The organism is Streptomyces sp. NPDC045695, assembly GCF_056432025.1.
In genome coordinates this window covers 227976-250578 of the sequence record NZ_JBWKJU010000004.1, presented here as the reverse complement: position 1 = coordinate 250578, position 22603 = coordinate 227976, and the positions used below count along the sequence as shown (strand labels likewise).

The window sequence follows — 22603 nt, the reverse complement described above, 5'->3', positions numbered from 1 at the left end:
CAGTGGTCTGGCCGGGGGGCACTGGTGGCCGGGGCTCTTCTCATCACGTGTCAGTTCACCCGGGCCGCGGCGCGGATCACGCGGCGCGGGCGAAACGGCCGCGGTGCACGGTCACCGACCCTTCGGGTTCCTGGTTTCGCGAGGAGGCACGGCGCGCCTTCCTGGCCTCGCGCACCAGACGGTACGCGTCGGCCTTGCGGGCGAGGTCGGCGTTGCGGGCGGCTGCGATCTCGTGCTGGAACATCTCGTACTCCCTGGTCGGCGCTGCCTGGACACCTCGTTCGGTGTGCTTCCAGCTTCGCGTCCCAGGGGGCGGCGCCACATCGGTCGCATGCCGCATCTATGGGGGGCGGGGGTCCTTAGGCCGGGGGCCCAGGGAGCCCCCCCGCCCTAAGGACCCCCGGCGGCCGGCCTAAGGAGGTGCCGCAGTGCGTCCTAGCCCGCTGCCTTCGGGATGGTGAGGAGCAGGTCGAAGTACATGAGGACGAAGAGCAGTACGCCGAGGGCGCCCAGGGCGATGCCCGCCCAGGAGACGGACCGGACCCAGGTGGGCAGGGTGCGCTCGGGGGTGCTGAAGGCCGGGAGGGCCAGCACGAAGGTGGCGATGATCAGGGCGAGGGCGGAGAAGACGCCGTTCACCATGGCGGTGGCGTGCCACGGGTCGGCGAACTGGGCGGCGATCTGAGCGTTGGCGTCGGCGCCCTGGCTCAGTTCCAGCCGGCCGGTGACGCTCGCGCGCTCGGACACGATGCCGGCGACCCAGCTTCCGCTGAGGGCGACCACACCGAGGCCGGCCGCGACGATCGCGGAGGCCGCCGAGCCGACGTGACCGGGCTCCGCTGCCTCGGCCTCGTCCTGGTCCTCGGCGAGCTCGTCGTCGTCCAGTTCCTCGCCGGTGAGCTCGACGTCGGTCGGGTCCCCGGCGGGCTGGTCGTTCTCGGTCTTGGCCAGGTCGGCCGGCGTGGTCTCCGCCTCGGGGGCGTTCGGGGCGGGGGTCTTGGTGGTGTCCATGCGGGGCACCGTAGGCGTCTTGTCTGAGAGTCTTCTGAGAATCCGCCGCTCTCGCCGACGTCCTGTGCCGCGCCGCGGCCGGCGCGGCGCGGGACCGGGCTCAGGCCGACGTGGCGGCGGCCCACTCGGGGGCGAGGATCGACCAGACCTCGGTGTCCTGGCGGACGCCGCGGTGGAGGTGGTTCTGCCGCAGGACGCCCTCGCGGGTCATCCCCAGGCGCTCGGCGACGGCGAGGCTCTTCTTGTTGGCGCTGGCGGCGTGCCACTCGACGCGGTGCATGCCGCGCTCGCCGAAGGCGTAGTCGATCAGGACGCGGCAGGCCTTGGTGACCAGGCCCCGGCCGGCCGCGGCGGGCTCCAGCCAGCAGCCGATCTCACAGTTGCCGGTGGCCGCGTTGAAGACGGGGAAGAGGACCCCGCCCACGAGGGTGCCGTCGAGGCGGATGCCGAAGAACCGCGCGCCGTCCTCCCCGGCCTTCACCGCGTACGTGGCGAGCAGGGCCCGGGCGGACTCGACGTCCGGGGACCGGTCCGGGAAGGAGACGTACTGGCCGATGAAGGCGCGTCCGCGTTCGATGTGCGCGAAGAACTCCTCGGCGTGCCGCGCCTCCAGCGGGAACAGCTGAGCGTCATCAGTCAGCGGTATCGAGAACATGCGGGCCTTCCTTCGGTCTCGTGCGGCGCTGTCGCCGGATCACCGGGAGGCCGTCGCCGCCTCGGCGCCGTCCTCGCTCGCGGCCGTCAGGCCGGGCCGCTGTGCCGGAAGTTTCGCATGCGGCCGCTCTTCCGGAGGCTCGATGCTGATCCGGGGCAGCCGCCGGTCGAGCCAGGCGGGCAGCCACCAGTTGGCGCCGCCGAGCATGTGCATCAGGGCCGGGACCAGGAGGGTCCGCAGTACGAAGGCGTCCAGGGCCACGGCCGCGGCGAGCGCGATGCCGAACATCGCGATGATCCGGTCGCCGCTGAGGACGAAGGCGAGGAAGACCGAGATCATGATCACGGCCGCCGAGTTGATGACCCGGCTGGTCTCGGCGAGGCCGACGCGTACGGCCCGCTGGTTGTCGCCGGTCGCCAGCCACTCCTCGTACATCCGGCTGACGAGGAAGACCTGGTAGTCCATCGACAGGCCGAAGAGGACGGACACCATGATCACGGGCAGGAAGGGTTCCACGGGCCCGGCGCTGCCCAGGCCCAGCAGCTCGCTCCCCCAGCCCCACTGGAAGATCGCGACGACGACCCCGAAGGAGGAGGCCACCGCGGCGACGTTCATGGCCGCCGCCTTGAGCGGGATGCCGAGGGACCGGAAGGCCAGCAGCAGGAGCACGCAGCCCAGGGCGATGACCACGCCGACGAACAGCGGCAGCTTGCCGATGATGACCTCGGCGAAGTCGTCGTAGCCGGCCGTCACGCCGCCGACGTGGACCTCCATGGAGTTGCCGTGTCCGGCGCGCGGGATGACGTCCTGGCGCAGCGTGTCGACGAGTTCGCTCGTGGCCCGGGACTGCGGGGCCGAGTCGGGCACGACGGTCAGGACCGCGGTGTCCCCGCTGCGGTTGAAGACGGCGGGACCGGTGGAGGCGACGCCCTTCGTCGTACGGAGCGCCTGCGCCAGCCCGTCGACGGCGAGGCGGTCACCGGCGCCGTCCAGGCGGGCGACGACGGTGAGCGGGCCGTTGGTACCGGGGCCGAACCCCTGCGCCAGCAGGTCGTACGCCTTGCGGGTCGTGGAGGTGGCCGGGTTGTTGCCCTGGTCGGAGGTGCCGAGGTGGAGGGAGAACGTGGGCAGGGCCAGCACCAGCATGACGACGGTGGCGGCGGCTCCGAGCAGCTTGGGGTGCCGCTCGACGAAGACGGACCAGCGGGCGGCGAAGCCGGAGGCCCGCTCGGGCTGCGGACCCTCGGCGGCGAGCTTGCGGCGCTCGCGGCGCGAGAGGGCGCGCGTACCGATGTACGACAGGAGGGCGGGCAGCAGCGTGACGGAGGCGGCGACCGTCAGGACCACCGTCACGCAGGCGGCTATCGCCACTCCGTCCAGGAAGTCCAGCCGCAGCACCAGCATGCCGAGGAGGGCGATGCAGACGGTGGCACCGGCGAAGACGACGGCGCGGCCGGTGGTGGCGACGGCGTTCGCGGCCGCCTCCTCGACCGAGAGGCCCCGCGCCAGGCCCTTGCGGTGCCGGGTGACGATGAACAGCGCGTAGTCGATGCCGACGCCGAGCCCGACGAGGGTGCCGAGCATCGGGGCGAAGTCGGCGACCGGCATCGCGTGCCCGAGCAGGGTGATGCCGAAGTAGGCGGTGCCCACGCTGACCAGGGCGGTCGCGATGGGCAGCAGGCTCGCGGCGAGCGAGCCGAAGGCGAGGAAGAGCACCAGGGCGGCGACGGCGACGCCGATGACCTCGGCGAGGTGGGCGGTGGGCGCCTCGGTGAGCTGGATGGCGCGGCCGCCCAGTTCGACCTGCAGTCCGCCGGCCTCGGTGTCCGGGTTCTTCGCCTCGGCGACGACCGCCCTGGCCTGGGCCTTGGGCACGGAGTCGGCCTGCCGGTCGAAGGTGACCACGGCGTAGGCGGTGCGCCCGTCGGGGCTGATCTGCGCTGCGCTCTCTGGGCCGGGACCGTAGGGGCCGGCGACCGATCCGACGCCGGGGAGCTTCGCGACGGCGTCGAGCGCCCGGGTCATGCGCTGCTCGATGTCGGGGGTGCGCGCGCTCTGGTGGTCCGGGGCCCGCCACACGATGGTGTCGGTGTCGCCGCCCTGGCCGTGGAAGCCCTCGCGCAGGAGGTCGTTCGCCTTGCCGGACTCGGTGCCGGGCACCTCGTAGTCGTTGGAGAACGCCGCTCCGGCGGTTGCTGCGGCGGCCGCGGTCCCACCGAGTGCGAGGAGCCAGATCAGGACGGCGAGGAGACGGTGGCGCATGCACCACCGTGCGATTACTGCCAACGGACGTGCTCCCTGGTGGTTCGTCTTTACCGGGATCAGCCCGTCGCAAAGAACGTGAACGCGTGAAGACCCGGCCCGCCGCCGGGGGATCACCCCGGGGGATTCGGCCCCACTTGGTCAACGTCGTCACGATCCCAGCGTTTCGTGATCGTTGGCCCCTTTCGTGTGCATCGTCACAGGGGCGGGAGGTGCGATGTTCGTTACACCGGCGCGTGGACCGCGCGCCGGGCCGCCACCGCACCCTCGGGCTGAGCGTCCGCCGCGCCCTCGGGCTGAGCGTCCGCCCGCCCCTCGGGCTCGTCCGTCCGGTAGCCGGGGATCGAGGGCCACCGGACCGTGAGGACCACCGCGTCCTCCTCCGCGTACCAGGAGTGGTCGACGCCGCGTCCCCAGAGCACGTAGTCGCCTTGCTCGGCGAGGACGACCGTCCGCCCCGGGAACTCCAGCCGGAAGCGTCCGCTGATCAGCACCAGCAGTGCGGTGCGCCGCTCACCGGTGGCCCACCGCTCCCGCTCGTCGCCCTTCGGGTGGACCCCCCATTTGATCTCCACGTCCTCGCTGTGGCGGGGATCGGCGGGGTCCTTGAAGTGGCCGAGGAGCCAGCCGCGGTCGGCGGCGGCGTCGGGGGTGGCCTTGCCGGTGTAGATGACGGAGTCGCCGGTGCAGGGGGTGGAGTCGTCGTTCACGGGGCGAGGTTAATGCAGTTGTACGACGGCTCGCGCACTGATGAGCTGCACCGATGACGATGACTGCTGATGAGCTGCTGAAGGTCCGCGCCCTGTACGACGCCGAGATGCGCGAGGGCGCGCAGAAGGACGCGGGGCCCGCCCACGTGGAGCGGGTGGGCCCGGTCGTACGGCAGAGCCTGACCGGCCTCGGCTGGCAGGGCGTGCTCTGGTCGGACCTCGACGAGCGGACGGCGGACGCCCAGATCGCGGCGCAGGTGGAGTTCTTCGCGCGGCGCGAGCACTCCGAGTTCGAGTGGAAGCTGTACGACTACGACCGGCCCGCGGACCTCGGCGAGCGGCTGCGGTCGGCGGGCTTCGTCCCCGAGCCGGCCGAAACGCTGCTGGTGGCGCCCGTACGCGACCTCGCGGGGCTGCCGGTGGAGCCCCCGGAGGGGATCACCCTGCGGGTGGTGACGGACGAGGCCGGGGTCGACCTGATGATGCAGGTGCACGCCGCGGCCTTCGGGACGGAGCGGCCGCGGATCCGGGAGCACCTGCTGAGCGCCCTGCGGGACGAGCCGGAGACCGTCGCGGCCGTGCTCGCGATGGCGGGTGACACCCCGGTGAGCGCGGCCCGGATGGAGATGCGGCCCGGGGCGTCCTTCGCGGGCCTCTGGGGCGGCGGCACGGTCCCGCAGTGGCGGGGCAGGGGCGTCTACCGGCTGCTGGTCGCCCACCGTGCCCGCATCGCGGCCGAGCGGGGCATCCCGTACCTCCAGGTCGACGCGTCGGACGACAGCCGCCCGATCCTGGAGCGGCTGGGCTTCGGGGTCCTGGGCGTGACCGTCCCGTACATGTGGCCGGGGGTGTAGGCGCCGGCGCGGGGCGGCCCGGCCGCGGGCGTCAGCCGGTGGCCGGGAGGATCAGGCACGTGGTGGTGGCGTGGGCGATCAGCTTGCCCCGCTCGTCGACGACCCTGCCCTCGGCCGTCGCGGTGCGGCGCCCGCAGTGGATGACGGTGCCCTCCGCGCTGAGGATCCGCCCGTCGGTCCGGGCGGCCCGGACGTAGTTCACCTTGAGCTCCAGGGTGGTGTAGCCGACCCCGGCGGGGAGGGTGGTGTGCACGGCGCAGCCCATCGCGGTGTCGAGCAGGGTGGCCGCGATGCCGCCGTGGACGGTGCCGAGGGTGTTGGCGAAGTCCGGCCGGGTGTCCACCGAGACGACGCTGCGGCCGTGTTCCACCTCGTCGAAGCGCATGCCGAGCAGTCGGCGCAGCGAGGGGAAGTCCGCGGGCTGCTCCGACTGCACCCAGCGCATCAGTTCCAGGCCAGACATGGCGCTGAGTTCCTCGGTCGACACGGCGTCTCCTCGCGTGGGCGGTCGGGCAGGGACGCGGCGGCGGGCCCCCGTCACCTGCTGCCCAACGGCCGTCGCCTGCTGCCAAACGGCCATTGTGGTGCACGGCGGCCGCCGTGCAAGGGGTTCCCCCACCGGTGATCAACGGGCAGGATCGCCGCATGGAACGCATCAGCCCGCCCCTCACCGGCCAGGAGCGCGAGACCCTACGGGCCTTCCTCGACTACCACCGGGCCACCCTCGCCCTGAAGTGCGAGGGCCTGACCGACGAGCAGCTGCGCCTGGCCTCGATGCCCCCGTCCACCCTGTCCCTGCTGGGTCTGGTCCGGCACATGGCCGAGGTCGAGCGGCACTGGTTCCGGCGCGTCATGAACGGCGAGGAGCTCCCGCACCGGTGGTCGGACACCCACGACTTCCAGGCGGCCTACGACGCCTCCGGCTCCACCCGCGCCGAGGCGTTCACCGCCTGGGAGGAGGAGGTCGCGCACGCCCGCCGCATCGAGGCCGCCGCCCCGTCCCTGGACGTGACGGCCTACGTGCCGAGCTGGAAGGAAGAGGCCTCCCTGCGGCTGGTGATGCTCCACCTCATCCACGAGTACGCCCGCCACAACGGCCACGCCGACTTCCTCCGAGAGGCGCTCGACGGCGCCACGGGCGCCTAGGCCGTCTGGGAGTGTCGTGAGTCCCGGCCCGGCGCCCGCCCCGGCTCCCCCGTTACGCCTCGGCCCGCCAGTAACCCAGCGCGTTCACCCGGTGCTTCGGCAGGCCGAGGTCCTTGCGCAGGTACCCGGTCAGGGCGCGCGTCGTCACCGTGTCGCAGGCCAGCCAGACGTACGCCGCCTGCGGGTCCCCGAGGAGCTCCGGCAGCTCGGCCCTGACCCGGTCGGCCAGGGCCGTGCCGCCCCGGGGCACCCGGCGGACGTCGTGCCGGCCCGCGTCCACCCGCAGCGGCAGCTGCGCGTCCGAGGCGTGCTGCGTCTCGAACCAGACGGTCGCCGGTGTCCGCGGGTGCGCGTCCAGCAGCGAGTTGATCGCCGGAAGGGACGCCGGGTCGCCGATGACCAGCAGGCGCTCGGGCGGCGGCGCCGGAGCGGTGAAGCCGGTGCCCTGGACGGTGGCCTCGATCGTGTCGCCCGGCTTCGCGGCGCGCGCCCAGTCGCTGGCGACCCCGTCGTGCAGGGCGAACTCGAAGGAGAACGTGCCCGCGGCCGGATCCGGGTCCACCAGCGTGTACGCCCGCTGGTGCGGCCGCCCCGCGCCCTCGAACCAGACCCGCACCCACATCGTCGGATGCAGGGACTCCCCGGCCGCGGCCAGCAGCCCGCCGTCCGAGAAGTGGACCCGGCGGTAGTCCGCCGTGACGTCGTGCGCCCCCGTCACCGTGAACGTGAAGTCCTTGCCCCTCATGAGCTTGAGGACCACGCCCTCCCAGCCCTTGCCACCAGCCATGGCCAACCCCTCCCCTGACCCCTTTATAGTTAGGCCAGCCTAACCTAATGCGTCTCGGGGGAAGAGTGTGAGCATCGTGAGCAGCGGGACCCAAGCGAGCAGCGGCGAGAGCGACGCGTACGAGGTCTATCGCGACCCCTGGGGGATCCCCCACGTCCGCGCCTTCGACGAGCTGCGCCTCGCCTACGCCCAGGGCCGCGTCACCGCCTTCGACCGCGCCTGGCAGATCGAGGTGGAGCGGCACCGCGCCGAGGGCTCCAGCGCCTCCTTCCTCGGCGCCGACTGCGTCCCCTGGGACCGCTTCGCGCGCCAGTGCCGGCTCGCCGACACCGCCCGCCGCTGCTACGAGGCCCTGGACCCGCACACCGCCGCCTGGGTCCGCGCGTACGTGGACGGGGTCAACGACGGGCTCACGATCGGCGCCGCCCGCGACGAGCGCTTCGCGCGCACCGGCCTCACCCCCACCCCCTGGGAGCCGTGGGTTCCGCTCGCCGTCTGGATCGCCACGCACATCCTGTTCGCGGGCTTCGCCACCAAGCTGTGGCGCGAGCGCGTGGCCCGCGCCCTCGGCGACGACGCGGTCACCCTCTTCGCCACCGACGGTCCCGGCACCGCCGGCAGCAACGGCTGGCTGGTGCCGGGCGACCGCACCACCACCGGTGCGGCGATCATCGCGGGCGACCCGCACCGGTTCATCGAGGACCCGGGCGTCTACCAGCAGATACGTCTCTCCTGCCCGGACTACGACGTCGTCGGCCTGGCCGTCCCCGGTGTGCCCGGCCTCGCCCACTTCGGGCACACCGGCGCCGCCGCCTGGGCGATCACCAACGCGATGGCCGACTACCAGGACCTGTACGTCGAGCAGTTGCGCCGGTCCGGCTCCCGCGTGGAGGCACGCGGCCCGGGCGGCCGGTGGGAGCCGGTGCACCGCCACACCGAGACCATCACCGTGGCCGGCGGCGACGACGTCGAGGTGGAGATCCTGGAGACCGCCCGCGGCCCGGTGATCATCCACGCCGACGCCAACGCCGGGACCGCGGACGGAGCAGCCACCGCGGCCGGTGGCAGCGCGCAGACCCTCTCCCTGCGCTACCCGCCCCGCGTCCGCGAGGACCTCGGCTTCGCCGCCCTCCCCGCCCTCCTGCGCGCCCGCACCGTCGCCGACGTCGACCGCGCCCTCGACGGCTGGGCCGAGCCGGTCAACGTCGTCCACGCCGCCGATTCCGCGGGCGGCCTGCTGCACCGCGTCGCGGGCGCCGTACCGCTGCGCCACCGCTCCAACCGGCTGCGCCCCGTGCCCGCCTGGGACCCGCAGCACGCCTGGCAGGGCTGGGCCCCGACCCCCGCCGAGCCCGTGCAGGGCTTCGCCGTGATGGCGAACGCGCGGGGGATCGCCTCCCTCCTCGGCGTGGAGTTCGCGCCGCCGCACCGCGCCGACCGCATCCGCGAGCTGCTCAGCGGCTCCGCGGACTGGTCCCCGCAGGCGATGGCCGACGTACACGCGGACACCTACCTGGCCTCGGCCGCGCCCCTGCTGGCCCTGCTGCCGGACTTCGACGGGCTGTCCCTGGCGGCGCGGGAGCTGCGCGCCCGGCTGCTGGCCTGGGACCGGCGCATGGCGGCCGACAGTGCCGAGGCCACCCTGTTCGCGGCCCTGCGGAGCGCGGTCGTACGCCGGTTCGCCGCCGACCCCGTCTTCGCCGGCCTGTGGGGGGCGCCCACCGGCCCGGAGGTGTTCCACCCCTGGCTGTACCTGCTTCCCCGGATCGGCTACGCGCTCGAAGGCCTGCTCGCCACCCGGCTCCTGCCGGAGCTCGACCGCGCCGCACACGTCCGCGCCGCCCTGGAGGAGACGGCCGCGGCGGGCGCCCCCGACACCCCGTGGTCCCAGGTCCACCGGCTCACCCCCTGGCAGGCGCTGCCCGACCCCGGGGAAACGGCCCCCGACTGGCCCGGCCTCGGCGGCGACCACGACTGCGTGAACGCCACCTCCTCCGTCCCCGGCTTCACCGACCTCACCGCCCGGGCGTCGGCGGCCCGTTACGTCTGGGACCTCGCCCGCCGCGAGGACAGCCTCTGGGCGGTCCCGCTGGGCGCGGACGGCGTCACCGGATCCCCCCACCACCGCGATCAGCTGCCCCTGTGGGCGCGGTGCGAACTCGTCCCCGTCGTCACCGACTGGACCCGGCTCACCAAGGAATCGATATGACCGCCTCCTCCGCCTCCGACTCCACCGCCACCGGCTCCGGCCGGGAGCCCGTGTACCGCCACCACGTCGAGGGCTTCGGCACGGTCCGCGTCACCCCCGTCGACCCGGCCGCCGACTCCGCCCTGATCCACAGCTGGGTCACGCAGGAGCGGGCCCACTTCTGGGGCATGGGCGGGGCCAGCCGCGAACTGGTCCAGGAGATCTACGAGGACGTGGACCGCCGCACCACCCACCACGCGTTCATGGTCAGCCGCGACGGCGAGCAGGTCGCGCTGTTCCAGACGTACGAGTGCGCCGAGGACCGGGTCAGCGAGTGCTACGAGGTCCAGCCGGGGGACGTCGGCGTGCACCTGCTGATCGGCCCGGGCAAGGGCGAGCGGGAGCACGGTTTCACCGCGCACCTGATGTCGGCCTTCATCTCGTTCGTGTTCTCCGACGCCACTGTCCGGCGCGTGGTCGTCGAGCCCGACGCCCGCAACGACAAGGCCATCGCCCTCATGGAACGCACCGGCTTCGTACTCGGCCCGGAGGTCGAACTCCCGGAGGTCGATCTCCCCGAGGTCTACATCCCGGCCAAGAGGGCCCGTCTCGCGTTCTTCGACGCGCCGACGTCCCTGCGCGAGGCCCGCTGACCGGCGCCGGGGCGGTCCGCCGCCCCGGTGGCGCGACGGGCGGCGCGGTGTCCGCTCATATCGTCACCCTAACGGGATCCCGGTGGCCATTGACCGCGCGGGCCTGACGGCTGGAAGCTGATCCCCACTCACATCATTGGCGCTGGGGGGAAATTGACCAGCCAGAACCTGCACATCGGACCGGACGCGGCGGCCGACCGGTATCGCCTGCTCCGGTCGATCGGGCGCGGCGGGGAGGCGGTGCTCTATCTGGCGGAGATCGAGCTCGCCGGCGGATCCGAGCCCGTCGTCGTCAAAGTGCTCGACTCCAAGACGACGATCACGCCCGACGTCTTCGACCGGATCAGCCACAAGTGGAACGAGCAGGCCGAGCTGCTGCGGTTCGTCCACCGGCCCGGCGTCGTGGGCGTACGGGAGCACTTCGAGGGGCCGCCGATCCACCGGCCCGGCGAGTCCTCGACCCTGACGGGGCGGGCGCTCGTGCTCGTCATGAACCACGTCGACGGACTCGACCTGCGCGACTGGCGGGCCGAGCGGACCCTCACCACCGCCGCCGAGCGGCGCGAGGTGATGCGCACGCTGGAGCAGCTGGCCGAGGTCCTGGACTGGCTGCACTCGGGCAAGGCCACCCCGTCCGGGCGCCAGGTCATCCACGGCGACCTCTCCCCCGGCAACGTGATGGTCGACGCGCACGGCCAGGCCACGCTGGTGGACTTCGGCCTCAGCAAACTGACCGCCGACCACCAGACGGCGGAGGTCTGGTTCACCCCCGGCTACGCGGCCCCCGAGGTCTTCGACGGCAAGCGCACCCCGGGCACGGACCGCTACGCCTTCGGCGCGATCGCGTACTTCATGCTCAGCGGCGAGTCCCCGCCCAACGCGCCGGACCAGCTGGCCCGGGCGATGGCCGCGCTCCCGCAGTTCGCCGTGCTGGACGCCGGGCAGCGGGCCCGGATCACCTCCATCTACGCGGGCGATCCCGCCGAGCGGCCGGTGAGCCTGGCCGGATGGATGAAGGACGTCCGGCACGCGGTGGTGTCCACGACGGCCTCCTCCACCTCGCAGCGGTCCGTGCGGGACGCGGCCCCCGGGCGGCCCGCGGCGGCTCCGCCGCTGCCGCCGCCGCCCGCGTACGCCCCGGTGCCACTGCCGCCCGCGCACGCCCCGGCGCCCGCACCCCACCCCGTACCGCAGACCCTGCCGGAGCCCGTCCCGGAGCCCCTGCCGCAGACCGTGCCGGAAACCGGACCGGAGCCCGTGCAGGAGGCCCTGCCCGCGACGGTGCCCACCGGGTACGGGCCGGCCTACAGCCTGGCTCCGGCACCCGCGCCGGCACCGGCACCGGCACCCGAGCGGCCCCGCCCCGGGAAACGGCGGACCGGGCTGATCCTGGGCGCCGTCGGCGCCGTCGTGGTCATCGCCGCGCTCGCGGTGCTCGGCGTACGGCTGCTCGGCGACGGGGACGAGGGGACCGGCCGGGCCGCGGACCAGAAGCAGTCCGCCGACTCCGGTTCCGCTGCCGACCCGACGGAAGCGGACTCCCCGGCCCCCTCCCCGTCGGAGAGCGAGAGCGGCGGGAGCAGCGCGGGCCCGACCACCGGGCCCGGTGCGACGGCGTCCCCATCGCCCTCGGGCTTCGCGCCCGACATCAAGGCCGCCGATCTGACCGTCATGAACCCGGTCGACGGACTGGGCGAGTTCACGGTCGGAGCAGCGAAGATCAACACCAAGCAGTACGGCGCGGCGTTCCTCGCCGAGCTGGGCTGCAACGGCGACGCGATCGCGGAGTTCGACCTCAACCGCGAGTGGAAGTACCTGGACTTCACCGCCGGGATCGAGGACGGCTCCGCCCATGAGAAGGGCCGGGTGAGCGTCTCGCTCGACGGCCAGCCCGCCGCCTTCTCCGAGCTCGTCGCGCTCGGCAAGCCGATCACCAAGAGGGTGGACGTGAACGGGGCCCTGCGCCTGCGCATCAAGGTGGACGCGGGGTGCGACATGGGCAAGGTGGTCATCGCCGCCCCGCAGCTGACGCGCTGAACCCCGTACACCGGGGGAACCCGGTACGACGAAGGGCGGCCCCGCACCGGATGCCGGTGCGGGGCCGCCCTTCGCGTACGGGGTCTACTCGGAGACGCCCAGGCGCTCCAGGATGAGCTCCTTGACGCGCGCCGCGTCGGCCTGGCCGCGCGTGGTCTTCATGACCGCGCCGACCAGGGCGCCGACCGCCGCGACCTTGCCGCCGCGGATCTTGTCCGCGATGGCGGCGTTGCCCGCGATGGCCTCGTCCACGGCCGCGCCGAGCGCGCCCTCGTCCGAGACGACCTTCAGGCCGCGCTTCTCGACGACCTCGTCCGGGGTGCCCTCGCCGGCGAGGACGCCGTCGATGACCTGGCGGGCCAGCTTGTCGTTGAGCGAGCCGTCCGCGACCAGGGCCGCCACCCGGGCGACGTCGGCCGGGGTGATCGGCAGCTCGTCGACGGAGACGCCCTGCTCGTTGGCGCTGCGGGCGAGCTGGCCCATCCACCACTTGCGCGCGGCGGCCGAGTCGGCACCCGCCTCGATCGTGGCGACGATGGAGTCCACCGCGCCCGCGTTGAGGATCGACTGCATGTCGTGCTCGGTGACGCCCCACTCCTCGCGGAGCCGGTTGCGGCGCACGCGCGGCATCTCGGGCAGACCGGCGCGCAGTTCCTCGACCCACTCGCGGGCCGGGGCCACGGGGACCAGGTCGGGCTCCGGGAAGTACCGGTAGTCCTCGGCGTTGTCCTTGATGCGGCCGGCCGTGGTGGAGCCGTCCTCCTCGTGGAAGTGCCGGGTCTCCTGCACGATCGAGCCGCCGCCGCTCAGCACGGCCGCGTGGCGCTGGATCTCGAAGCGGGCCGCGCGCTCGACGGAACGCAGCGAGTTGACGTTCTTCGTCTCGCTGCGGGTGCCGAAGGGCGCCTCGGGGCCGGGGCGCAGCGACAGGTTCACGTCGCAGCGCATCTGGCCCTTGTCCATGCGGGCCTCGGAGACGCCGAGCGCCTTGATGACCTCGCGCAGCTCGGCGACGTACGCCTTGGCGACCTCGGGGGCGCGCTCGCCCGCGCCCTCGATCGGCTTGGTGACGATCTCGATGAGCGGGATGCCGGCGCGGTTGTAGTCCAGCAGGGAGTGGGACGCGCCGTGGATGCGGCCGGTGGCGCCGCCGACGTGCAGCGACTTGCCGGTGTCCTCCTCCATGTGGGCGCGCTCGATCTCCACGCGGAAGATCTCGCCGTCCTCCAGCTGCACGTCGAGGAAGCCGTTGAAGGCGATCGGCTCGTCGTACTGGGAGGTCTGGAAGTTCTTCGGCATGTCCGGATAGAAGTAGTTCTTCCGGGCGAAGCGGCACCACTCGGCGATCTCGCAGTTCAGCGCGAGACCGATCTTGATGGCGGACTCGACGCCGATGGCGTTGACGACGGGCAGGGAGCCGGGCAGACCGAGGCAGGTGGGGCAGGTCTGCGAGTTGGGCTCGGCGCCCAGCTCGGTGGAACAGCCGCAGAACATCTTGGTCTTGGTGCCGAGCTCGACATGGACCTCAAGGCCCATGACGGGGTCGAACGAGGCGAGAGCGTCCTCGTACGACATCAGTTCGGTGTAGGTGCTCACGGTGAAACTTTTCCCTCTCAGCCCAGCAGGACGTCGTCGTCGCCCAGACGCTTCAGCTCGCGGTACAGGATCGCGAGGCCGGTGACGATGGCGGCGGCGGACACGGCGGCGTCGACCAGCTTCAGCACGTCGTGCTCGCTGCGGGCCTTCTTGACCTGCTTGATGACGCTGATGGCGCCGAAGGCGGTGGTGCCGATCGACAGGTAGGTGCCGGTCTTGGACTTCTTGAAGCCCTTGGCCTTGGACAGTGCACTGGTGCTCACAGCGACGGTGCCTCCTCAAGCAGCGGGTGACCCCAGCGTGCGACGAAGGCGGCCTCGACGGCCGCGCCGACCTTGTACAGCCGGTCGTCCTTCATCGCCGGGGCGATGATCTGCAGTCCGACCGGGAGGCCGTCCTCCGGCGCCAGGCCGCAGGGCAGCGACATGGCGGCGTTGCCGGCCAGGTTGGTCGGGATGGTGCACAGGTCCGCGAGGTACATCGCCAGCGGGTCGTCGGTGCGCTCACCGATCGGGAAGGCGGTGGTCGGGGTCGTCGGGGAGACGATCACGTCGACCTGCTCGAAGGACTTCTCGAAGTCCTTCGTGATGAGCGTGCGGACCTTCTGGGCGGAGCCGTAGTACGCGTCGTAGTAGCCGGAGCTGAGCGCGTACGTACCCAGGATGATGCGGCGCTTGACCTCGTCGCCGAAGCCGGCTTCGCGGGTCAGCGCGGTGACGTCCTCGGCGGACCTGGTGCCGTCGTCGCCGACGCGCAGGCCGTAGCGCATGGCGTCGAAGCGGGCCAGGTTCGAGGAGCACTCGGAGGGCGCGATCAGGTAGTACGCGGCCATGGCGAGGTCGAAGGAGGGGCAGTCCAGCTCGACGATCTCGGCGCCGAGCTCGCGCAGGAGCTCCACCGACTCGTTGAAGCGCTGGACGACGCCGGCCTGGTAGCCCTCGCCGGCGAACTGCTTGACCACGCCGACGCGCATGCCGGCGACCGAGCCGTTGCGGGCGGCCTCGACGACCGGCGGGACCGGGGCGTCGATGGAGGTCGAGTCGAGCGGGTCGTGCCCGGCGATGACCTCGTGCAGCAGGGCCGCGTCCAGGACCGTACGGGCGCAGGGGCCGCCCTGGTCGAGGGAGGAGGAGAAGGCCACCATGCCGTAGCGGGAGACGCCGCCGTACGTGGGCTTCACGCCGACGGTGCCCGTGACGGCGGCGGGCTGGCGGATGGAACCGCCGGTGTCCGTGCCGATGGCGAGGGGTGCCTGGAAGGCCGCGAGGGCCGCCGCGCTGCCGCCGCCGGAGCCGCCGGGGATCCGGGTGAGGTCCCAGGGGTTGCCGGTGGGCCCGTAGGCACTGTTCTCCGTCGACGACCCCATGGCGAACTCGTCCATGTTGGTCTTGCCGAGGATGACGACGTCGGCTTCCTTGAGCTTGCGCGTCAGGGTGGCGTCGTAGGGCGGGATCCAGCCTTCGAGGATCTTCGAACCGACGGTGGTCGGGACCCCGACGGTGGTGAAGATGTCCTTGAGGGCGAGCGGGACGCCGGCCAGCGGGCCGAGCTCCTCGCCGCGCTCGCGCTTCGCGTCGACGGCGCGGGCCTGGGCCAGCGCGCCTTCGCGGTCGACGTGGAGGAAGGCGTGGACCTTCTCGTCGGTGGCGTCGATGCGGGCCAGGTGGGCCTCGGTGACCTCGACGGCCGTGAGCTCGCCGGAGGCGATCTTCTCGGCGGTCTCGGCGGCCGTGAGCCTGATGATGTGTTCGGTCTTTTCGGTGGCCATGGTGGTTAGTCCTCCCCCAGGATCTGCGGCACCTTGAAACGCTGCTGCTCCTGGGCGGGAGCACCGGAGAGCGCCTGCTCGGGGGTGAGCGACGGACGGACCTCGTCCGCTCGCATGACGTTGGTCAGCGGCAGCGGGTGGGAGGTCGGCGGGACGTCTTGGTCGGCGACCTCGGAGACGCGGGCGACCGCGCCGATGATGTCGCCGAGCTGTCCGGCGAAGTGATCCAGCTCGTTGCTGGACAGCTCAAGGCGCGCCAGCCGAGCGAGGTGGACGACCTCCTCGCGCGTAATGCCAGGCATGCAGCGATCCTCTGGGGGTGGGTGGATGTTTCGTTTCGGACCCAATCCTATGGGGCCCGGCCCCCGACCCACGAAACGGTTTGCGCTGGTGCCGTACGGCTGGGGGTGCGGGGCCGCCGCGCGGGGCCCCGCACCTGGACGATCAGCCGGCGTCGGCCTCGGCCGCCGCCAGCTCCGCCGTGATGTCCGCAGGGCGCCGCCAGCCCCGCTCCCCACGGGCGAGCAGCCACGCCGTGGCCTCCTGCGGCGGCATCGCGGCGGCGACCAGCCACCCCTGCACCGCGTCGCAGCCCAGGTCCCGCAGCCGCTCCCAGGTCTCGTCGTCCTCCACGCCCTCCGCCACGACCAGCAGGCCCAGCGAGTGCGCCAGGTCCACCGTGCAGCGGACGATCTCCGCGTCCTGCGCGTCGACGGCGAGGCGGCCCACGAACGACCGGTCGATCTTCAGCTCGCTGACCGGCAGCCGGCGCAGGTGGACCAGGGAGGAGTACCCGGTGCCGAAGTCGTCCAGCGACATCTTCACGCCGTGGCCCGTGAGCCCGGCCATGGTGTCCGCCGCCCGCTGGGGGTCTTCGAGCAGGACGTGTTCCGTTATTTCGAGCTGGAGCCCGCTCGCCGGGACACCGTGGCGGGCCAGCCGCGCGGCCACCGCCCCGGCGAAGCCCGGGGTGTGCACGTCGCGCGGCGAGACGTTGACGGCCACCGGCACCTTCAGACCCTGCGCCCGCCAGCGCGCCACCTGGGCGAGGGCCGTCTCCAGGACGTACTCCGTCAGGTGCGGCATCAGCCCGGAGGTCTCGGCGATCGCGATGAACTCGTCCGGGGGGACCCGGCCGCGCTCCGGATGCACCCACCGCACCAAGGCCTCCAGGCCGGCGACCTGGCCGTCGAAGCGGACCTTCGGCTGGTAGTGGAGTTCGACTTCGCCGGCGTCCAGAGCCCTGCGGAGGTCGCCGAGGAGGCCGAGGCGGTCGGGCGTGTTGCTGTCGCGCTTGGACTCGTACACCTCCACGCCCGTGCGGTCGCGCTTGGCCTGGTACATGGCCACGTCCGCGCGCCGCAGCAGGCCCTCCGCGTCCAGGGCGTGGTCGGGGAAGACGGCGAGGCCGGCGCTGGCCTCCAGGACGAGCGTGAGGCCGTCCAGGTCGAGGGGCGAGCTGAGCTCCGCGACGAGGTGCCGGGCGATCCGCTGGGCGCTGGTGGTGGAGTCGGCGACGGGCAGCAGGACGGCGAACTCGTCACCGCCGAGCCGGGCGGCCTCGGCGTCCTCGGGCAGGGCCTGGCGCAGCCGGTCGGCGATCTGGAGGAGCAGCCGGTCGCCCGCCAGGTGGCCCAGGGTGTCGTTGACCGCCCGGAAGCGGTCCAGGTCGATCAGCACGAGAGCGGCCCGGGTGCCCAAACGTTCAGCCTCATCGAGCGCGCTCCAGGCCCGCTCCAGCAGCCACTGCCGGTTCGGCAGTCCGGTCAGCGGGTCCCGCAGCTGTTCCTCGGCGCGCGCCCGGGCGATCCACAGGGTGGAGTCCAGCGCGATCAGCGGTACGGCGAACAGCGGCAGCAGGACCGGCTGCGTGGCGGCGACGACGCAGATCAGGGGGGCGATGCCCAGCAGCGCGACGGCGACTAACGCCTGGCGCAGCAGGGCGGTGCGGGCCACGGTGCGCAGGCCGCCGCCGCGCGGGGCCAGGGCGAGGCGGAGCAGGACGCGGGTGGAGAGCAGGTAGGCGACGGCGACGAGGACGACCTCGGGGGCCGCCTCCACCTCCCAGGTGGTGGGCAGCCAGGGGGTCTCGACCGAGGGGTTCACGCCGAAGGCGGCGAGGACCAGGGCCCCCGCGCCGATGCCGAGGATGTCCACGGAGCCGTGCAGCAGCCCCTGCCGCCAGCGGTGCCGGCGCGCGGCGCCGACCAGGGAGACGACGGCGAGCGAGACCAGTCCCGCGGGCACCCACCCGTAGAGGAGGAGGACGCCGAGGGTGAGCGCGGCGCCCGAACCGGTGCCGCCCCACCAGCGGTCGCGGCCCAGCGCGACCAGGTGGCCGACGATGATTCCGGTGAGCAGGGCGAACGCCCAGCCGACGGTCCCGCCGGGGAACAGCGCCTGACGGTCGTTCAGGGCGGAGACGATGCCGCTGCCGAGGACCACGACGGCGAGCCCGACGACGAGGAAGGGCAGCACGCCGCGCCGCTCTTGGCCGCCCGCGCCGGTGTCGAGCGGTCGGGTGTCCGGTGTCCTGGCCCCCAGGACGCCGAGCCTGCCCGCCCGCATGGACGGGACCTCCCCGCCGAACTCAGGTGACGGGTCGGCGCTTTCGGTGGGTTTCATGCCCGTACCTCTCACAGCCGGCGATGCCGATGTCACGCGATGGCCCCGATGTCATGCCACCACGGCCAAAGTCGCATCCTGCGGCCGTGCACGACAGGCGCACCCCTCAACAGTAGGCCGCGGGAGGCTCCCAGGGGCAGCGGTCGGCAGGGGTTGCCCGAATGCGACCCAGCCATCCTCATCAGTACGGTATCCGCCGAACGGGTGAGTTTGGACCAGGCCCCCCTCTGTCACCCGTCCGATGATCCGACAGGTCACCGCCCTGCCAACAGCCTTGTACCGGCCGTTTACACCGGCTCGCGCGCCTGGCGTGCGCCCGCCCGTACGGCCGCACCCCACGCATCCGTTCGCCTTCGCTACTCCCCCGGGGCGATCGCCCTGTCCGTACTACTCCCCTTCGGGCGCGCCGTCCACAGGAAGCGCGGCCTCGCGCGCCGCGTCCGGGCCCTGTTCCAGCAGCACGGCGAAACCGGCGTCGTCGAGCACGGGCAGCTTCAGCTGCACGGCCTTGTCGTACTTCGAGCCCGGGTTGTCACCGACCACGACGAACGAGGTCTTCTTCGACACCGATCCGGTGACCTTGGCGCCGCGGCTCTGCAGGGCCTCCTTCGCGCCGTCCCGCGTGTGGCTCTGCAAAGTGCCGGTGACGACCACGGTCAGCCCCTCCAGCGGCCGCGGTCCCTCCTGGTCGGCGGAGCCCTCCTCCTCCATCCGCACTCCGGCCTCCCGCCACTTGCGCAGGATCTCCTCGTGCCACGGCTCGGCGAACCACTCCTTGAGGGAGGCGGCGATGATGGCCCCGACCCCCTCGGTGGCCGTCAGCTCCTCCAGGGTGGCGTTGCGGATGGCGTCGATCGACCGGAACTCGCGGGCGAGGGCCTGCGCCGCGACCGGTCCGACGTGACGGATCGACAGGCCGTTGATGATGCGGGCGAGCGGGCGGCTCTTGGCCGCCTCGATGTTCTTCAGCATCGCCAGGGCGTTCTTCTTCGGCTCGCCCTTCTGGTTGGCGAAGACGGTGACGATCTTCTCCTCGCCCGTCTTCGGGTCGCGCTTGGGCAGCCCGCTGTCCTGGTCCAGGACGTACGCCTTGATGGGCAGCAGCTGCTCGATGGTCAGGCCGAAGAGGTCGCCCTCGTCCCGCACCGGCGGCTGGGCCGGCTCCAGCGGGGCGGTCAGCGCGGCCGCCGCCACCATGCCGAAGTTCTCGATGTCCAGGCTCTGCCGGCCGCCCAGGTAGAAGAGCCGCTCGCGCAGCTGGGCGGGGCAGGTCCGGGCGTTGGGACACCGGACGTCGATGTCCCCCTCCTTCATCGGCTTCAGCTCCGCACCGCACTCGGGGCAGTGCGTCGGCATCTCGAAGGGGCGCTCGGTGCCGTCCCGCAGGTCCACGACCGGCCCGAGGATCTCGGGGATGACGTCGCCCGCCTTGCGCAGCACCACGGTGTCCCCGATGAGCACACCCTTGGCCTTGACGACCTCCTGGTTGTGCAGGGTCGCGAACTCGACCTCCGAACCGGCCACCGTCACCGGCTCCACCTGCGCGTACGGGGTCACGCGCCCGGTGCGGCCGACCCCGACCTTGATGTCGATGAGCTTGGTGTTGACCTCTTCGGGGGCGTACTTCCAGGCGATCGCCCAGCGCGGGGCGCGCGCCGTGGAGCCGAGCCGGCCCTGGAGGGCGATCTCGTCGAGCTTGACGACCACGCCGTCGATCTCGTGCTCGACCGAATGCCGGTTCTCGCCGAAGTACGCGATGAACTCCCGGACCTCGGCGAGCGAGGAGAGCACCTTGTTGTGCTGGGCGGTGGGCAGACCCCACTCGCGCAGCAGCTCGTACGCCTGCGACTGGCGCTCGATCTCGAAGCCCTCGCGGGCCCCGATGCCGTGCACGACCATGTGCAGCGGGCGGCTCGCGGTGACCTTGGGATCCTTCTGGCGCAGGGAACCGGCGGCGGCGTTGCGCGGGTTGGCGAAGGGCTTGCCCTCGGCCTCGACGAGCCGGGCGTTGAGCTCCTCGAACTTCTCCATCGGGAAGTAGACCTCGCCGCGGACCTCGACCAGGGGCGGGATGCGGTCGCCCTTGAGCCGGTCCGGGATGTCGGCGATCGTGCGGACGTTGGGCGTGATGTCCTCGCCGGTGCGGCCGTCGCCGCGGGTGGCGGCGCGGGTGAGGCGGCCGTTCTCGTAGGTGAGGTTGACGGCGAGACCGTCCACCTTCAGCTCGCACAGGTAGTGGTAGTCCGAGGTGTTCACGTCGCGGGCCACCCGCTCGGCCCACGCGGCCAGTTCCTCGTCGTCGAAGGCGTTGTCGAGGGAGAGCATCCGCTCGCGGTGCTCGACGGAGGCGAAGTCCGTCTCGTACGCCCCGGCCACCTTCTGGGTGGGCGAGTCGGGCGTGCGCAGCTGCGGATACTCCTCCTCCAGCGCCTCCAGCGAGCGCAGCAGCGTGTCGAACTCGGCGTCGCTGACGACCGGCTGGTCGTTCACGTAGTACCGGAAGCGGTGCTCCTCGACCTGCTCGGCGAGCAGCTGGTGCTGCTCACGCACCGCCGTCGGTACCGCCGTGTCCTGCTGTTCGGCTGCCATGCCGTGTCCTCCCGTGCCCCGTCTCGACCGTCACTCAGGGTTGTCGGCGAGCGACCTCGCCGCCCTGACGCAATGGGCCTGCACCGCTCGGGCATAGGCGGGTGAAGCGCCCGCCAGACCGCACGAGGGGGTGACCACGACGGACTCCGCCAGAGTCCCCGGGGCCAGCCCCAGCCTGCGCCAAAGCTTCCTGACACCCATGACGCTACCGGCAGGGTCCGACAACGGGCCGTCGGTGCCCGCCACCACTCCGGCGAAGAGTTTCGTGCCGTCTTCGACGGCCTCCCCGATGGCGTCGTCCTCGCGCTCGGTGAGCAAGGAGAAATCGAACGACACGCCCGTGGCACCCGCTCGCCGCAGCAGGCCGAAGGGGACCTCGGGCGCGCAGGAGTGCACGATCACCTCGCCGTCGTGCACGCCGAACAGGTCGCGCAGCGTGCCCTCGACGACCTGCCGGTCGACGGCCCGGTAGGTCCGGTAGCCACTGGCGGAACGCACCCGCCCGAGCAGGACGGCGGTCAGGGACGGCTCGTCGTACTGGAGCACGATCTCGGCGCCGGGGACGCGCCTGCGCACGTCCGCGAGGTGCTCGCGCAGCCCCTCGGCGAGCGATCCGGCCAGGTCGCGGCAGGCGCCCGGGTCCTGGAGCATGGCCTCGCCGCCGTGCATCTCCAGGGAGGCGGCCAGCGTCCACGGGCCGACGGCCTGGACCTTGAGCCTGCCGGTGTACCCCTGGGTGAACTCCTCCAGGGCGTCGAGGTCCTCCCCGAGCCAGGACCGGGCGCGCTTGCTGTCCCGCCCGGGGCGGTCGCTGATCCGCCAGCCGCTGGGCTCGACGTGCGCGTACATGTCGACGAGCAGGCCCAGGGAGCGGCCGATCATGTCGGCGCCGGGCCCCCGGGCGGGCAGCTCGGCGAGGTAGGGGAAGTCCTCGAAGGACCCGGTGACCGTCTTCGCGGCCTCGCGGGCGTCGCCGCCGGGCAGCGAGCCGACGCCGGTGGCGCCGGCGCTCATCGGCCCGGCCTCACGCTGAGGTCGTTGACCTCGGCGTCGCGCGGCAGGTCGATGGCCATGACGATGGTCGTCGCCACCGACTCGGGGTCGATCCAGTGGGAGGGGTCGTACTCCTTGCCCTCCTGCGAGTGCACCTTGGCCTGCATGGGGCTGGCGGTGCGGCCGGGGTAGACGGAGGTCACGCGGATGCCGTGCGGCCTCTCCTCCTCCCGCAGGGAGTCGGCGAGCGCCTTGAGCCCGTGCTTGGAGGCGGCGTACGCGCTCCACTCCGCGTGGGCGTGGAGCCCGGCGCCGGAGTTCACGAAGACGATGTCGGCGTGCGAGGCGCGCAGGGTGGGCAGCAGCAGCCGGGTGACCTCGGCGGGGGCGATCAGGTTCACGTTGAGCTGCTGGTGCCAGGTCTTGGGCCGCAGGTCGCCCACCGGCCCGAGGTCCACGATCCCCGCGATGTGCAGGAGCGAGTCGATCCGCTCCGGAACGGGCTGCTTGGAGAAGGCCCATGAGAGGCGGTCGGGGTCGGCGAGGTCGCCGACGAGGGCGCGCGCCCCGGGGTACCGCTCGACGAGCTGCTTGCCGCGTCCGGCGTCGCGGGCGAGCAGGACGAGGTCGTCGCCGCGGGCGTGCAGCCGGGCCGCGACGGCGGCGCCGATGCCGGACCCGGCACCGGTGATCAGGTGAGTAGCCATAGGCCCCATGCTCGCACCCCGC

20 protein-coding genes are annotated in these 22603 nt (G+C 72.7%); 5 read left to right on the top strand and 15 right to left on the bottom strand.

Translation table 11 applies throughout. The annotated features are described in order from the left end of the window. Positions 1–76: 76 nt before the first annotated feature. The 5 genes from AC07DU_RS10050 to AC07DU_RS10030 form a co-directional block, all read right to left on the bottom strand. Positions 77–244, bottom strand: a complete 168-nt coding sequence (locus AC07DU_RS10050; protein ID WP_360894733.1) for a hypothetical protein — start codon at positions 242–244, stop codon at positions 77–79. 191 nt (positions 245–435) lie between these two features. Continuing rightward, positions 436–1011, bottom strand: a complete 576-nt coding sequence (locus AC07DU_RS10045) for a hypothetical protein (RefSeq protein ID WP_453371679.1) — start codon at positions 1009–1011, stop codon at positions 436–438. A 100-nt stretch (positions 1012–1111) separates the two neighbouring features. After that, positions 1112–1666 (bottom strand): GNAT family N-acetyltransferase, encoded by a 555-nt coding sequence (locus tag AC07DU_RS10040; RefSeq protein WP_453371678.1) that lies wholly within the window; start codon positions 1664–1666, stop codon positions 1112–1114. Positions 1667–1705: 39 nt separating this feature from the next. Beyond that, positions 1706–3952: an MMPL family transporter gene (locus tag AC07DU_RS10035; RefSeq protein WP_479110608.1), complete on the bottom strand. Its 2247-nt coding sequence runs from the start codon at positions 3950–3952 to the stop codon at positions 1706–1708. Positions 3953–4152: 200 nt separating this feature from the next. Next, positions 4153–4638: a cupin domain-containing protein gene (locus AC07DU_RS10030; RefSeq protein ID WP_479110606.1), complete on the bottom strand. Its 486-nt coding sequence runs from the start codon at positions 4636–4638 to the stop codon at positions 4153–4155. 59 nt (positions 4639–4697) lie between these two features. Between AC07DU_RS10030 and AC07DU_RS10025 the strand changes: the two genes are divergently transcribed. Further along, entirely contained in the window at positions 4698–5492 is a 795-nt protein-coding gene (locus AC07DU_RS10025; RefSeq protein ID WP_479110753.1) for a GNAT family N-acetyltransferase, read from the top strand. A gap of 31 nt (positions 5493–5523) precedes the next feature. Here AC07DU_RS10025 and AC07DU_RS10020 read toward each other — a convergent pair whose 3' ends face one another. Further along, the gene (locus tag AC07DU_RS10020) at positions 5524–5955 is read right to left on the bottom strand and encodes a PaaI family thioesterase (protein WP_453371715.1); all 432 of its coding nucleotides are present in this window, start codon (positions 5953–5955) and stop codon (positions 5524–5526) included. Positions 5956–6137: 182 nt separating this feature from the next. Between AC07DU_RS10020 and AC07DU_RS10015 the strand changes: the two genes are divergently transcribed. After that, entirely contained in the window at positions 6138–6638 is a 501-nt protein-coding gene (locus AC07DU_RS10015; protein ID WP_360894754.1) for a DinB family protein, read from the top strand. A gap of 52 nt (positions 6639–6690) precedes the next feature. Here the strand turns inward: AC07DU_RS10015 and AC07DU_RS10010 are convergent, their stop codons facing one another. Further along, positions 6691–7425, bottom strand: coding sequence for a siderophore-interacting protein (locus AC07DU_RS10010; RefSeq protein WP_479110604.1), 735 nt, complete (start codon positions 7423–7425; stop codon positions 6691–6693). Positions 7426–7501: 76 nt separating this feature from the next. On the opposite strand from AC07DU_RS10010, the gene AC07DU_RS10005 reads away from it, so the two are divergent. From AC07DU_RS10005 to AC07DU_RS09995, 3 genes are all read left to right on the top strand, one after another. Further along, positions 7502–9634 (top strand): penicillin acylase family protein, encoded by a 2133-nt coding sequence (locus AC07DU_RS10005; RefSeq protein ID WP_479110602.1) that lies wholly within the window; start codon positions 7502–7504, stop codon positions 9632–9634. Next, on the top strand, positions 9631–10266 hold the full coding sequence (locus AC07DU_RS10000; protein WP_479110600.1) for a GNAT family N-acetyltransferase: 636 nt from the start codon (positions 9631–9633) through the stop codon (positions 10264–10266). The genes AC07DU_RS10005 and AC07DU_RS10000 overlap by 4 nt, the downstream gene beginning before the upstream one ends. A gap of 153 nt (positions 10267–10419) precedes the next feature. Then, positions 10420–12303: a protein kinase domain-containing protein gene (locus tag AC07DU_RS09995; protein ID WP_479110598.1), complete on the top strand. Its 1884-nt coding sequence runs from the start codon at positions 10420–10422 to the stop codon at positions 12301–12303. An 84-nt stretch (positions 12304–12387) separates the two neighbouring features. On the opposite strand, the gene gatB is transcribed toward AC07DU_RS09995, so the two are convergent. The 8 genes from gatB to AC07DU_RS09955 all read right to left on the bottom strand — a co-directional run bounded on the left by gatB (position 12388) and on the right by AC07DU_RS09955 (position 22581). Further along, complete coding sequence (gene gatB, locus AC07DU_RS09990) at positions 12388–13878, bottom strand: Asp-tRNA(Asn)/Glu-tRNA(Gln) amidotransferase subunit GatB (protein ID WP_360903922.1); 1491 nt, start codon at positions 13876–13878, stop codon at positions 12388–12390. A 38-nt stretch (positions 13879–13916) separates the two neighbouring features. After that, complete coding sequence (locus tag AC07DU_RS09985) at positions 13917–14162, bottom strand: hypothetical protein (RefSeq protein ID WP_360903907.1); 246 nt, start codon at positions 14160–14162, stop codon at positions 13917–13919. Next, positions 14159–15667, bottom strand: coding sequence for an Asp-tRNA(Asn)/Glu-tRNA(Gln) amidotransferase subunit GatA (gene gatA, locus AC07DU_RS09980; RefSeq protein ID WP_360903904.1), 1509 nt, complete (start codon positions 15665–15667; stop codon positions 14159–14161). The genes AC07DU_RS09985 and gatA overlap by 4 nt, the downstream gene beginning before the upstream one ends. A gap of 5 nt (positions 15668–15672) precedes the next feature. Beyond that, positions 15673–15969, bottom strand: coding sequence for an Asp-tRNA(Asn)/Glu-tRNA(Gln) amidotransferase subunit GatC (gene gatC, locus AC07DU_RS09975; RefSeq protein WP_030010586.1), 297 nt, complete (start codon positions 15967–15969; stop codon positions 15673–15675). A gap of 142 nt (positions 15970–16111) precedes the next feature. Then, entirely contained in the window at positions 16112–18292 is a 2181-nt protein-coding gene (locus AC07DU_RS09970) for a putative bifunctional diguanylate cyclase/phosphodiesterase (RefSeq protein WP_479030870.1), read from the bottom strand. A 387-nt stretch (positions 18293–18679) separates the two neighbouring features. Continuing rightward, positions 18680–20881: an NAD-dependent DNA ligase LigA gene (gene ligA / locus AC07DU_RS09965; protein WP_479030873.1), complete on the bottom strand. Its 2202-nt coding sequence runs from the start codon at positions 20879–20881 to the stop codon at positions 18680–18682. Positions 20882–20911: 30 nt separating this feature from the next. Beyond that, the gene (locus AC07DU_RS09960; protein ID WP_360903894.1) at positions 20912–21895 is read right to left on the bottom strand and encodes a methionine synthase; all 984 of its coding nucleotides are present in this window, start codon (positions 21893–21895) and stop codon (positions 20912–20914) included. After that, positions 21892–22581: an SDR family oxidoreductase gene (locus tag AC07DU_RS09955; RefSeq protein WP_360903891.1), complete on the bottom strand. Its 690-nt coding sequence runs from the start codon at positions 22579–22581 to the stop codon at positions 21892–21894. The genes AC07DU_RS09960 and AC07DU_RS09955 overlap by 4 nt, the downstream gene beginning before the upstream one ends. Positions 22582–22603: the final 22 nt, after the last annotated feature.

Excerpts from the sequence above, each read along its gene's own strand:
- AC07DU_RS10050 (WP_360894733.1), bottom strand. The coding sequence starts at position 244 with ATGTTCCAGCACGAGATCGCAGCCGCCCGCAACGCCGACCTCGCCCGC.
- AC07DU_RS10045 (WP_453371679.1), bottom strand. The coding sequence starts at position 1,011 with ATGGACACCACCAAGACCCCCGCCCCGAACGCCCCCGAGGCGGAGACC.
- AC07DU_RS10040 (WP_453371678.1), bottom strand. The coding sequence starts at position 1,666 with ATGTTCTCGATACCGCTGACTGATGACGCTCAGCTGTTCCCGCTGGAG.
- AC07DU_RS10025 (WP_479110753.1), top strand. The coding sequence starts at position 4,698 with ATGACTGCTGATGAGCTGCTGAAGGTCCGCGCCCTGTACGACGCCGAG.
- AC07DU_RS10020 (WP_453371715.1), bottom strand. The coding sequence starts at position 5,955 with ATGTCTGGCCTGGAACTGATGCGCTGGGTGCAGTCGGAGCAGCCCGCG.
- AC07DU_RS10015 (WP_360894754.1), top strand. The coding sequence starts at position 6,138 with ATGGAACGCATCAGCCCGCCCCTCACCGGCCAGGAGCGCGAGACCCTA.
- AC07DU_RS10010 (WP_479110604.1), bottom strand. The coding sequence starts at position 7,425 with ATGGCTGGTGGCAAGGGCTGGGAGGGCGTGGTCCTCAAGCTCATGAGG.
- AC07DU_RS10000 (WP_479110600.1), top strand. The coding sequence starts at position 9,631 with ATGACCGCCTCCTCCGCCTCCGACTCCACCGCCACCGGCTCCGGCCGG.
- gatB (WP_360903922.1), bottom strand. The coding sequence starts at position 13,878 with ATGTCGTACGAGGACGCTCTCGCCTCGTTCGACCCCGTCATGGGCCTT.
- gatA (WP_360903904.1), bottom strand. The coding sequence starts at position 15,667 with ATGGCCACCGAAAAGACCGAACACATCATCAGGCTCACGGCCGCCGAG.
- gatC (WP_030010586.1), bottom strand. The coding sequence starts at position 15,969 with ATGCCTGGCATTACGCGCGAGGAGGTCGTCCACCTCGCTCGGCTGGCG.
- AC07DU_RS09970 (WP_479030870.1), bottom strand. The coding sequence starts at position 18,292 with ATGAAACCCACCGAAAGCGCCGACCCGTCACCTGAGTTCGGCGGGGAG.
- ligA (WP_479030873.1), bottom strand. The coding sequence starts at position 20,881 with ATGGCAGCCGAACAGCAGGACACGGCGGTACCGACGGCGGTGCGTGAG.
- AC07DU_RS09960 (WP_360903894.1), bottom strand. The coding sequence starts at position 21,895 with ATGAGCGCCGGCGCCACCGGCGTCGGCTCGCTGCCCGGCGGCGACGCC.
- AC07DU_RS09955 (WP_360903891.1), bottom strand. The coding sequence starts at position 22,581 with ATGGCTACTCACCTGATCACCGGTGCCGGGTCCGGCATCGGCGCCGCC.